At 39.1% G+C, this 11,892-nt stretch carries 13 protein-coding genes and 2 tRNA genes; 14 read left to right on the plus strand and 1 reads right to left on the minus strand.

Features of this window, described 5'->3' with window-relative positions; genetic code table 11:
- Nucleotides 1–235: 235 nt before the first annotated feature.
- From LDX58_RS09860 to LDX58_RS09875, 4 genes are all read left to right on the plus strand, one after another.
- On the plus strand, nt 236–865 hold the full coding sequence (locus LDX58_RS09860; RefSeq protein ID WP_227936666.1) for a succinate dehydrogenase cytochrome b558 subunit: 630 nt from the start codon (nt 236–238) through the stop codon (nt 863–865).
- Between the two features lie 14 nt (nt 866–879).
- Nucleotides 880–2,649 (plus strand): succinate dehydrogenase flavoprotein subunit, encoded by a 1,770-nt coding sequence (gene sdhA, locus LDX58_RS09865; protein ID WP_227936667.1) that lies wholly within the window; start codon nt 880–882, stop codon nt 2,647–2,649.
- Nucleotides 2,646–3,395 (plus strand): succinate dehydrogenase iron-sulfur subunit, encoded by a 750-nt coding sequence (gene sdhB / locus LDX58_RS09870; RefSeq protein WP_227936668.1) that lies wholly within the window; start codon nt 2,646–2,648, stop codon nt 3,393–3,395. The genes sdhA and sdhB overlap by 4 nt, the downstream gene beginning before the upstream one ends.
- 93 nt (nt 3,396–3,488) lie before the next feature.
- Nucleotides 3,489–3,941 carry an acyl-CoA thioesterase gene (locus LDX58_RS09875; RefSeq protein WP_227936669.1) on the plus strand — a complete coding sequence of 151 codons (453 nt, stop codon included), beginning with the start codon at nt 3,489–3,491 and terminating at the stop codon, nt 3,939–3,941.
- 120 nt (nt 3,942–4,061) lie between these two features.
- Here LDX58_RS09875 and LDX58_RS09880 read toward each other — a convergent pair whose 3' ends face one another.
- Nucleotides 4,062–4,286, minus strand: a complete 225-nt coding sequence (locus LDX58_RS09880; protein WP_035664029.1) for a helix-turn-helix domain-containing protein — start codon at nt 4,284–4,286, stop codon at nt 4,062–4,064.
- Nucleotides 4,287–4,812: 526 nt separating this feature from the next.
- Between LDX58_RS09880 and LDX58_RS09885 the strand changes: the two genes are divergently transcribed.
- The 10 genes from LDX58_RS09885 to LDX58_RS09930 all read left to right on the plus strand — a co-directional run bounded on the left by LDX58_RS09885 (nt 4,813) and on the right by LDX58_RS09930 (nt 11,883).
- A complete protein-coding gene (locus LDX58_RS09885; RefSeq protein WP_227936670.1) occupies nt 4,813–5,076 on the plus strand; it encodes a phosphocarrier protein HPr in 264 nt (87 codons plus the stop codon).
- Nucleotides 5,076–6,791: a phosphoenolpyruvate--protein phosphotransferase gene (ptsP, locus tag LDX58_RS09890; protein ID WP_227936671.1), complete on the plus strand. Its 1,716-nt coding sequence runs from the start codon at nt 5,076–5,078 to the stop codon at nt 6,789–6,791. Before LDX58_RS09885 ends, ptsP begins: the two co-directional genes overlap by 1 nt.
- 164 nt (nt 6,792–6,955) lie before the next feature.
- On the plus strand, nt 6,956–7,399 hold the full coding sequence (locus LDX58_RS09895) for a MarR family winged helix-turn-helix transcriptional regulator (protein ID WP_227936672.1): 444 nt from the start codon (nt 6,956–6,958) through the stop codon (nt 7,397–7,399).
- Nucleotides 7,400–7,429: 30 nt separating this feature from the next.
- Nucleotides 7,430–8,242, plus strand: coding sequence for a glutamate racemase (gene racE / locus LDX58_RS09900; RefSeq protein ID WP_227936673.1), 813 nt, complete (start codon nt 7,430–7,432; stop codon nt 8,240–8,242).
- Nucleotides 8,243–8,454: 212 nt separating this feature from the next.
- Nucleotides 8,455–9,528, plus strand: a complete 1,074-nt coding sequence (locus LDX58_RS09905; protein ID WP_227936674.1) for a GerMN domain-containing protein — start codon at nt 8,455–8,457, stop codon at nt 9,526–9,528.
- A gap of 137 nt (nt 9,529–9,665) precedes the next feature.
- Complete coding sequence (rph, locus tag LDX58_RS09910; protein ID WP_227936675.1) at nt 9,666–10,421, plus strand: ribonuclease PH; 756 nt, start codon at nt 9,666–9,668, stop codon at nt 10,419–10,421.
- A 2-nt stretch (nt 10,422–10,423) separates the two neighbouring features.
- On the plus strand, nt 10,424–11,023 hold the full coding sequence (locus LDX58_RS09915) for an XTP/dITP diphosphatase (protein ID WP_227936676.1): 600 nt from the start codon (nt 10,424–10,426) through the stop codon (nt 11,021–11,023).
- A gap of 12 nt (nt 11,024–11,035) precedes the next feature.
- Nucleotides 11,036–11,548 carry a metallophosphoesterase family protein gene (locus tag LDX58_RS09920; RefSeq protein WP_227936677.1) on the plus strand — a complete coding sequence of 171 codons (513 nt, stop codon included), beginning with the start codon at nt 11,036–11,038 and terminating at the stop codon, nt 11,546–11,548.
- A gap of 187 nt (nt 11,549–11,735) precedes the next feature.
- Nucleotides 11,736–11,806 (plus strand) — tRNA-Gly (locus LDX58_RS09925).
- Between the two features lie 3 nt (nt 11,807–11,809).
- Nucleotides 11,810–11,883 (plus strand) — tRNA-Arg (locus LDX58_RS09930).
- Nucleotides 11,884–11,892 lie beyond the last annotated feature (9 nt).

Here is an 11,892-nt window from a genome sequence, read left to right on the forward strand (position 1 = left end):
CTTTTAATAAAGACTTTGCAATCCTAGAAAAATGTTAGGATTATGCAAAGTCTTTTGTTTTTAGCGTTTTATCTCGATTTTCTTTTAAAAAGGTTGTATACGGTTTCTTGACGAGTTTATCTGATAGGAGTACAATAAATTTGTCGGATTTTCTTCACAGAAAGTTTTATATTTGAGAAGAATATCAATGTTTTAGATCAAGAGAATACAATTAACTTGTGGGGGGAAGAAAGGTATGGCTGGTAATCGAGAGTTTTTTAATCGTAAGCTACATTCACTGCTAGGCGTCATTCCAGTTGGAATATTTTTAATTCAGCACTTAGTAGTCAATCATTTTGCAACACGGGGAGCGAGTGCTTTTAACCAAGCATCTCATTTTATGGAGAGTCTACCATTCCGTTATGCACTTGAAATTTTTATTATTTTTGTTCCATTGCTTTATCATGCAATCTATGGTTTATATATTGCATTTCAAGCAAAAAATAATACGGCTAGATATGGCTTCTTCCGTAACTGGATGTTTAAAATTCAACGTTGGACTGGGGTGTTTCTTTTAATCTGGATTACATGGCACGTTTGGGAAACTAGAATTGCAGCAGCATTTGGAGCAGAAGTTAACTTTGATATGATGGCTAATATTTTTAGCAATCCATTTATGATTGCATTTTATATTTTAGGCGTTATTTCAGCAACATTCCACTTTGCAAATGGTCTTTGGTCATTCGCTGTATCTTGGGGAATCACAGTAACACCTCGTTCACAACAAATTGCAACATATGTAACACTAGCAGTCTTCTTTGTTTTAACTTTTATCGGCATCAGAGCAATTCTAGCATTCATTAATCCAGACTTAGCAAACATTTAAGGAGTGAATCATATATGAGTAAAGGTAGAATTATTGTTGTCGGAGGTGGACTAGCTGGTCTGATGGCAACAATTAAAGCAGCAGAAAAAGGAGTACCTGTTGATCTCTTCTCTTTAGTTCCAGTTAAACGTTCACACTCAGTTTGTGCACAAGGTGGAATTAACGGGGCTGTTAATACAAAAGGTGAAGGTGACTCTACTTGGGAGCACTTTGACGATACGGTTTACGGAGGAGACTTCTTAGCGAACCAACCTCCTGTAAAAGCGATGACAGATGCAGCACCTGGAATCATTCATTTAATGGACCGTATGGGTGTTATGTTTAACCGTACACCTGAGGGTTTACTAGATTTCCGTCGTTTCGGTGGAACACAATATCACCGCACAGCCTTTGCTGGTGCAACGACTGGACAACAACTTCTTTATGCGTTGGATGAGCAAGTTCGTCGTTTTGAAGTTAGTGGTTTAGTAACGAAATATGAAGGTTGGGAATTCTTATCTGCGGTTGTTGATGACGAAGGAGCTTGTCGCGGGATTACAGCTCAAGATTTGAAATCATCAGAAATTCGTAGTTTCCAAGCTGATGCTGTGATCATGGCAACGGGTGGACCTGGAATTATCTTCGGTAAATCTACTAACTCTGTTATTAATACAGGATATGCTGCCGCTAAGCTTTACCAACAAGGCGTTCACTATGCAAATGGTGAGTTCATTCAAATTCACCCGACTGCGATTCCAGGTGACGATAAGCTTCGTCTCATGAGTGAATCTGCACGTGGTGAAGGTGGGCGTGTATGGACGTATAAGGACGGAAAACCATGGTATTTCCTAGAAGAGAAATATCCTGCTTATGGAAACTTAGTACCGCGTGATATTGCAACACGTGAAATTTTTGACGTCTGTGTTGAGCAAAAGCTTGGAATTAATGGAGAGAACATGGTGTATCTTGACCTTTCTCACAAAGATCCTAAAGAGCTTGATATTAAACTTGGTGGAATTATTGAAATTTATGAAAAATTCATGGGTGATGATCCGCGTAAAGTACCGATGAAGATCTTCCCTGCTGTTCATTACTCAATGGGTGGTATGTGGGTTGATTATGATCAAATGACGAACATTCCTGGTTTGTTTGCTGCAGGTGAGTGTGATTACTCACAGCATGGTGGAAACAGACTTGGTGCGAACTCGCTTCTTTCTGCCATTTATGGTGGTATGGTTGCAGGTCCAAATGCAGTCGAATACATGAATGGTTTAGAAAAATCAGCTGATTCGATGCCTACATCATTATTTGAAAATGAAGTGAAGAAAGAACAAGATGCTTATGACAACATCCTGAAGATGGATGGAAAAGAGAATGCTTACATTCTTCACAAGGAACTTGGTGAGTGGATGACAGATAACGTAACCGTTGTTCGTCACAATGACAAGCTTCTAAAAACAGATGAGAAAATTCAAGAATTAATGGAACGTTATAAAAATATTAATATCAATGACACGGCAAAGTGGAGCAATCTAGGTGCTTCATTCACTCGTCAATTAGATGGGATGTTAAGCCTTGCTCGCGTTATTACTCTTGGTGCTTACAATCGTAACGAAAGTCGTGGAGCTCATTATAAGCCAGACTTCCCGGAGCGTAACGATGAAGAATTCTTAAAGACAACAAAGGCTACATTTAACGCTACGAAAAATGCACCTGACTTTGCATATGAAGATGTTGATACGTCGCTTATTAAGCCACGTAAACGTGATTACTCTCAAAAGAAGCAAGGAGCTGTTAAATCATGAGTGAAAAAACAATCAAATTTAAAGTAATGAGACAAGATGATCCGAACAATGCTCCTTATGAAGAGGAATTTGAGGTTCCATATCGTCAAAATATGAACGTTATTTCAGCATTGATGGAGTTCCGTCGTAATCCAGTCAATACAAAAGGAGAACAGACTACGCCAATTTCCTGGGATATGAACTGTCTTGAAGAAGTTTGTGGAGCTTGTTCGATGGTTATTAACGGTAAGCCGCGTCAATCCTGTACGGCTTTAGTTGATCAATTGGAGCAACCTATTCGTCTAGAGCCAATGAAAACATTCCCTGTTGTTCGTGACTTAATGGTTGATCGTAGCCGGATGTTTGATTCACTTAAGAAAGTAAAAGCATGGATTCCAATTGATGGAACATATGATCTTGGACCAGGACCTCGTATGGCGGAATCAAAGCGCCAATGGGCATATGAACTTTCAAAATGCATGACATGTGGGGTATGCTTAGAAGCATGTCCAAATGTGAATAGCAAATCAGACTTTATCGGTCCAGCCCCACTTTCTCAAGTTCGTTTGTTCAATGCTCATCCAACCGGTGAGATGAACAAAGAAGAGCGTCTGGAAACGATTATGAGTGAAGGTGGACTTGCTAATTGTGGTAATTCACAAAACTGTGTTCAGTCTTGCCCGAAAGGCATTCCACTTACCACTTCGATTGCAGCATTAAATCGTCAAACGACTCTACAATCATTTAAAAACTTCTTTGGTGCATAAGTTTATCACGGTCCTGATCTCTTGACAGAGAGATTAGGGCCTTTGTTTGTAAATGGCTTTTAGTATTTCAATAATAGTTACGAGGTGTTTTAAATGAGAGTACCTTCCTACATAGGATCGCTTGAACAATGGTTATCTGAATTTCAATTTTCCGTACCAGTAAAAGTAAGATTTTCTGAAACAGATGCTTTCGGACATCTCAATAATACAAAGGCGTTTGTCTTTTTTGAGGAAGCTCGGACCGAGTTTTTTAAACATCTTGGGTTGATGAATAAATGGATAAGCCGTGAGTACGAGACGATGGTCGTTGTAGCTGATTTGCATTGCGATTACATTCAGCAGATTAAATTTGCTGAACGTTTATCTATTTCGGTCAAAGTCAATCAGATTGGACGCTCTTCGGTTGATCTTCATTACGTGGCCCATAATGAGAAAAAGGAAGTCTGTCTAATAGGCAGAGGAACAATTGTTCAGATAAGCAAAGAAACTGGCCAATCAGTTGAATGGGATGAAGATATGAGAATGGAGTTTGAAAAACATGAATAAAAAGTGAAGCTACTGAGAAAGGTAAAAATCAACCTTTCTCAGTAGCCTCTTTAAAATAATGAAACGACTAAAACGCGGTGAGCAACGAAATGGTGAGTGAGCGTGTGGAATTTAGTGTTTCTATATTTCAAGTTCTCCTAGTCGTATTAATTCGATAACCGCTTGAGAGCGCCCCTTAACCCCCAGCTTCTGCATCGTATTAGAGATGTGATTTCGTACGGTTTTCTCACTTATGAAAAGCTCTTGTGCGATTTCTCGTGTTGTCTTATCTTGGACAAGAAGTTCAAATACTTCGCGTTCCCTTTTCGTAAGTAAGGGTTTAGGTCCGAATTCTGCTCCTTTCAATGAGTTCACTCCTTCTTGCTCGGGCTGAGAGCGATTTTGTGGGGACTCAAATCCCACTATTGAAGGGTTTTAGTCTTGATAGTATATGTCTAGAAGGCGTACGACGTGTTTTATTATTGAAAATAAACAAGAAAAGATCGTGAAATGGACGAAAAGCCAGTTAAAACTAAAAGATTTTAATTTTTGTCGAGTAATATCGAGTCTTACCTATTGAAAATCAAAAAAAACTTATGCTATACTATGTATAATTAATTTAAGAAAATGTTATTGCTACTATAAGTGCACTTATTACGTGTTACTGATTCGATCAGGCATAAGTATAGAAGTGTATATGAGATAAAGATGGGGTACGCTATAAATGTACAATCCCACTGATTTTTTTCATATACGTTCTTTGCTTATGTCTTTTTTATTGTAGTGCTAGCAAAAGTAAGTTAAAACTAGGCTCGCTCAAGTTCTTATAATAACTTCTAGCGAACCAAGTTTTTCTAAATAAATTATCTGAAAAGAAAGAGGTAGATTAATTATGGCAGAAAAAACATTTATAATTACAGCAGATACGGGAATTCACGCACGTCCAGCAACACAATTAGTTAATAAAGCAGGTCAATTTTCTTCGGATATTACTCTTGAGTACAAAGGTAAAGCTGTTAACCTTAAGTCGATTATGGGCGTTATGTCTTTAGGTGTTGGTAAAGGTGCAGAAGTAACGGTGAAAGCTGAAGGTTCAGATGCAGATGAAGCTTTACAAGCAATTGAAGATGTTATTAAAGAAGGGCTAGGAGAATAATGCGTTCACTGACTGGTATCGCTGCTTCTTCTGGTGTAGCGATTGCAAAGGCCTTTGTGCACGAAGAACCAAATATGACTATTGAGTTAAAAGAGGTTCAAGATCCCACCAGTGAAGTACAACGTTTAGATCAAGCTTTAACGAAATCAAAAGAAGAGCTGTCTGTGATCAAAGATAAAACAGAAAAAGAACTGGGTGCTGATAAAGCTGAAATCTTTGCAGCTCATTTACTTGTTCTTAGTGATCCTGAACTTGTCGATACCGTAAAAGGGAGAATTACAGATGATAAGCAAAATGCAGAATATGCAATGAATGAAGTTTCCACTATGTTCATTACGATGTTCGAAAACATGGATAATGAATATATGAAGGAACGTGCAGCTGATATCCGTGATGTTTCTAAACGTGTTCTTGGTCATTTACTTGGAATTGAAGCACAGTCTTTAGCAACGATTTCCGAAGAAACGATAGTCATTGCTGAAGATTTAACGCCATCGGACACAGCACAACTTAACCCTGTATTTATTAAAGGGTTCGCAACAGATATCGGTGGGCGTACATCGCACTCAGCGATCATGTCTAGATCTCTTGAGATTCCTGCTGTTGTGGGAGCAAAAGAAGTCACAGCTGAAATTCAGACGGGTATGATCGTAATTGTTGATGGTCTTGATGGTTTGGTCATTGTTGAACCGACAGAAAAAGAAATTGCGTTCTATACAAAAAAACGTGATGACTTTGCCAAGCAAAAGGTAGAATGGGCAAAGCTTGCCACTGAGCAAACGACTACAAAAGACGGGCAACATGTTGAGCTTGCAGCAAACATTGGAACACCTAAAGATTTAGAAGGTGTCATTAACAATGGAGCTGAAGGGATTGGGCTTTATCGGACAGAATTTCTTTATATGGGAAGAACCGAGCTTCCTTCAGAAGAAGAGCAGTTTGAAGCATATAAAGAAGTAGTGGAACGTATGGAAGACAAACCAGTCGTTATTCGTACATTGGATATCGGCGGAGATAAGGAATTACCATACTTAGATTTACCAAAAGAAATGAATCCATTTCTAGGTTTCCGTGCTATTCGTTTATGTTTAGAGGAAAAAGAAATTTTTCGTACACAATTAAGAGCTCTTCTTCGTGCTAGTGCGTTCGGTAACTTAAAAGTAATGTTTCCAATGATCGCGACACTTGATGAGTTTCGTCAAGCAAAAGCGATGCTATTAGAAGAGAAAAGCAAGTTAATAGAAGCAGAAATTTCTGTGTCAGAAGAAATGGAAATTGGAATAATGGTTGAGATTCCATCAACGGCTATAGCTGCTGACTTATTCGCAACAGAAGTTGACTTTTTTAGCATTGGAACGAATGACCTCATTCAATACACAATGGCCGCTGATCGTATGAATGAACGTGTTTCTTATTTGTATCAGCCATACCATCCTGCTATTTTACGCTTAGTTAAAATGGTCGTCGATGCTGCTCACAAACAAGGAAAGTGGGTTGGTATGTGTGGAGAAATGGCCGGAGATGAAGTGGCGATTCCACTATTGCTCGGGCTTGGTTTAGATGAGTTTAGTATGAGCGCAACGTCAATTTTACCTGCTCGTAGTCAACTGCTTTCTCTTTCAAAAGAAGAGCTAGCAGCGTTTTCAAATGAGATGCTACAACTTAACACAGCAGATGAAGTCGAACAGCGAGTCCGTGAAACGTTCATGGCTTAATAGATCAATGAAGTTGACTCAAGATCGGATAACCGGTTGAGTCAACTTTTTTACTATTAGAATAGACACGCATGAATTTGTCACATTCTTCTCTTGCAATTCATTTGGAAACAAGCGACAATAATGAGAATACCACAGTTACCTGTGTAGAAGGGGTGCGTAAGATGGATCAGCGCCAGATCGAACAAATTGAGCGTTCATTAAGACGAGTGTCAGAAATGGTTAAGCAAAAGGGCCGAGAAATCCTGACGCAATTTCCGATAACTCCACCACAATTTATAGCATTGCAATGGCTAAATGAGTTTGGTGATATGACGATTGGTGAACTATCTACAAAAATGTACTTAGCTTGTAGTACAACGACAGATTTAGTAGATAGAATGGAAAAAAATGAACTCGTTGAAAGAGTAAAAGATAAAAGTGACAGACGTGTTGTTCGCATTCATCTATTAGATAAAGGACGAACAATTATTGAAGAAGTAATCAAGAAACGTCAAGAATATTTGGAAGATATTTTGGTCAATTTCTCTCAAGATGAAGTGAGTTTTCTTGAGAAGAGTTTGCATGTTTTGCATGAAGAGATGAAAGTGACACGTGTGAATAAATAAGTTGTGTCGTTAGAAATTGAGGGATAATTTTTGGATAGACCAATTGGAGTTATAGATTCTGGACTAGGTGGACTTACGGTAGCCAAAGAGATTATGAGACAATTGCCGAAAGAAGAAATTGTTTATATTGGTGATTCAGCTCGTTGTCCATACGGTCCTCGAACAGCTGAAGAAGTAAGAAGATTCACTTGGGAAATGATAGATCGCCTGTCAGAAGACAATATGAAAATGCTTGTAGTAGCCTGTAACACAGCTACGGCTGTTGTTCTTGAAGAAGTGAAAAGGGAGTTACCAATACCTGTTGTAGGCGTTGTTCATCCAGGTGCCATAAGTGCTTTAAAAGTCACACAAAAAGACCATGTCGCGATTATTGGAACGACAGGAACGATTCAAAGTCAAGCTTATGAAAAAGCACTGAGGACGATTAATAGTAAGGTGAAGGTGGAGAGTCTTGCTTGTCCTCCTTTTGTCCCTTTAGTAGAAAAAGGGATGTTTGAAGGATCCGAAGCTGAGAGAATCGTAGATGAAGCATTGAAGCCTTTAGATGGGCTTGCTTTTGATACTCTTATCTTAGGATGCACGCATTATCCGCTATTGAGAGAGGTTATTGCCAACCGAGTAGGTCCTGACATTGAATTAATCTCATCAGGTGATGAGACAGCTCGAGAAGTCAGTAGTCTCCTTTACCACAAGAATCTCCTCTACACAAAGGAGCGAAAGCCTAATCACCGCTTTTTTACAACAGGTGATGCCATCAGGTTCAAGAAATTAGCTGACCAATGGCTAGAAATGAATGTAGGGCATGTAGAGTCTATTATTTTAAAAAGTAAAATTTGTGATTAGCTCGTATGATAGATATCAACATCTATCATACGGGTTTTTTAGTGTTTAAATAAGCTTATGCTTCGGCCTGAGAAGGATCTATAAGCTAGACAGTGGTTTATAGATTTTTTCAAGCAGTAAAAAATCTTTTTTTTAAAATCTATAAATGATGGTCTATTCTCCTTATAGGGCTCGTATACATGTAGTACAAACTATCTTAGGAGGGAAAACACATGCGTAAAGTAATCCGAAAAGGGGTTCCAGTTCTTGCTTTTGCAACTTTGTTAACAATGACAGCTTGTTCGTTTGGATCTAATGAGTCAACGAATGAGATGGATACACCGCCTACAAATTATGTAGAAGAAGGTGAGTCGTTAGAATTAGAAGATGGTACGGGGGAAAAAGAACCTGATGAAGCTCCGGATGAAGAAGAAGCAATAGGAGAGTCAACGAAACGTGAAATCTATTTAATTGACGCCAATGGACTTGTAGTTCCGCAAACATTAGAGCTGCCTAAAACACAAAGTGTGCTTAAGCAATCACTAGAATACTTAGTTGATGGAGGTCCTGTTACAGATATGCTTCCAAATGGTTTCCGGGCAGTGATTCCTGCCGGGACAGAAGTCGATGTAGATTTAAAAGATGGAATGGCGATTGCTGATTTTTCAAATGAATTTAAAAGTTATGATCCGAGCCAAGAAAGACAAATATTGGAAGCAATTACCTACACATTGACGCAGTTTGAAAATGTCGATAGTGTACAAATTCGTATCAACGGTCATAAACAAGATATGATGCCTGTTAGCGGAACACCCATTGGCGAAGGAGTAAGTAGAGCGAATGGAATTAATATTGAAGCAGGCGATGTTATCGATGTCGTCAATAGTAAAGGGGTTACTCTTTACTTCCTTGCTCAAAATGGGGACAACACATATTATGTCCCAGTAACGCGTCGTGTTTCCTTAGGAGAAGATGCTTTAACTGCATCTGTAAAAGAACTACTGAAGGGGCCATCTCTTCAATCCAATTTATTAACAGATTTCCGCCAAGGAGTAACTCTTATTGACGAGCCTATGTATGAAAATGGAATGGTGACATTGAACTTTAATGAGTCGATTTTAACACAGCTTCAATCAACAGCCGTTTCGTCTGAAATAATGGATATGCTCGCTTTAACGTTAACCGAACAAGAAGGAGTTGAAAAAGTAGCGATTCAAGTGAATGGAGAGACAAATGTCCTAACAGAATCAGGTGAAGTAGCCGAGCCTGTTACAAGACCTTCATTAGTAAACACTGGAAGATATTAAGTGGCAAATTGGACTACTGCCTCATAATTCTTTATAATTATACTAACGCTAGGAAAAGGAGGAGCAAGTTTGCTGCCTCCTTTTCCTTATTACATAAAAATTTGGTTTATTTCTACATAAAAATAGGAGGATCATGTATGAGAGTTGATGGACGTGAAGCTGCCCAGCTAAGAAAAGTAACAATCGAAACAAACTATGTAAAGCATCCAGAGGGATCTGTACTAATATCAATGGGGGAAACGAAAGTCATTTGTAGCGCGACGGTAGAAGATCGTGTACCACCTTTTTTAAGAGGGAAAGGCAAAGGTTGGATTACAGCTGAATATGCCATGCTACCAAGAGCAACAGAACAAAGAAACATTCGTGAGTCATCCAAGGGAAAAGTAGCAGGTAGAACAATGGAGATTCAAAGGCTTATTGGAAGAGCTTTACGGACCGTTATTGATCTAGAAAAAATTGGCGAGCGCACCGTATGGATTGATTGTGATGTGATTCAAGCGGATGGAGGAACGAGAACGGCTTCGATTACAGGGGCATTCGTTGCGTTAGCTCTTGCTATGGATAAGACAATGAAGGCAGGCAAAATTAAGGAGTGGCCTATTAAAGAGTTTCTTGCTGCCATCTCAGTAGGTATAGATTCAGAAAAGGGAGAACTCCTCGATCTTTGTTATCTTGAAGATTCTGCCGCGGAAGTAGATATGAATGTCGTTATGACCGGTAATCATCAGTTCGTGGAGCTTCAAGGAACAGGAGAAGAGGCGACATTTTCAAGACAACAACTTAACACTTTACTTGATTTAGCAGAATCAGGAATCGAGACCCTTATAGCAAAACAACGAGAAATACTAGGCCCAATTGCAGAGCAAATGAGTCAAGAACTTAAAGGAGAATAACGATGAAGAAGGAAATGGTGATTGCGACAAAGAATAAAGGAAAGATAACAGAGTTTCAACAAATGTTCGCAAAAGAGGGGTGGGAGGTTCGCTCCCTACTTGATTATCCAGATCTTCCTGATATCGTCGAAGACGGAGAAACTTTTGCTGAGAATGCGGCAAAAAAAGCAGAGACCTTAGCTAATTACTTGAATCAGATGGTAATCGCTGATGATTCAGGGTTGGTTGTTGATGCTCTAGATGGACGACCTGGCGTTTATTCAGCAAGATACGCGGGGGAAGATAAAAGCGACGCTGCTAATAGTGAAAAAGTTTTAAATGAACTCGTTGATGTCCCTGGAGATGATCGAACTGCTCGATTTATTTGTTTATTAGCTGTAGCGAAACCTAATCAAGAAACGTTCTTTTATGAAGGAACTTGTGAAGGTTATATCGCCATGAGTGCAGCTGGTTCCAATGGTTTTGGCTATGATCCGATTTTCTATCTACCGGAACTGGATAAAACAATGGCCCAATTAATGGCTGAGCAAAAAAACGAGCGAAGTCATCGAGCAAAAGCGTTAAAGCAGCTTTTAGAGAAGCAAAAGGAATGGAGAGTCTAGGGGGGGAAGACAATGAAAGCTTTAATAATTAGTGATAGTCATGGTTGGGGCAATCGATTAAAAAAAATAATAGACCGTCATCGAAATGAAGTCGATGCCTTATTTCACTGTGGTGATTCAGAACTAACAGCTGATCATGCTGCCATAAAAGGAGTTAAGGTTGTAAAAGGAAACTGCGATTTTGGCGAGGATTTTCCTCATGATGTAACAGAGCAGGTGAAAGGCGTTACATTCTATATAACGCATGGTCATTTATACAATGTGAAGATGACGCACGTTCCTTTAAGCTATCGAGCTGAAGAAAAACAAGCGCAAATCACATGTTTTGGTCATTCTCATGTAGCAACGGCGTTCCAAGAAAACGGAGTTATCTACATAAACCCAGGCAGTATTCGCCTTCCGCGTGAACACAAAGACGGTACGTATTGTATTTGTGAATATGGTGATTCAGACATCAAGATTACCTTTTATAATTATAATGGTGACATCGTACCTGAATTAACCCGTAAGTTTACGAAGGAATAAGAGGTGGATCTCCTCTTTCAATTGGGGAGATCCACTAAAACTTTTTTGATAAATTGTTGACAGTCTTAGTTTTATTTGTTATAGTTATAAATGTCGCTGAGAGGTGATCATATTTAAAAAGATCTTGTAACTTTTAAGATTCTCTGATATAATTAATTGTACTTGAAGTGACAAAGTATACTAATATGCGGGTGTAGTTTAGTGGTAAAACCTCAGCCTTCCAAGCTGATGATGTGAGTTCGATTCTCATCACCCGCTCTTGTCCCAGTAGCTCAGCTGGATAGAGCAACGCCCTTCTAAGGCGTCGGTCGGGAGTTCGAATCTCTCCTGGGACGTTTTTTACA

The sequence above is a fragment of the Alkalihalobacillus deserti genome, assembly GCF_020734105.1.
Lineage (GTDB): Bacteria > Bacillota > Bacilli > Bacillales > Bacillaceae_D > Halalkalibacter > Halalkalibacter deserti.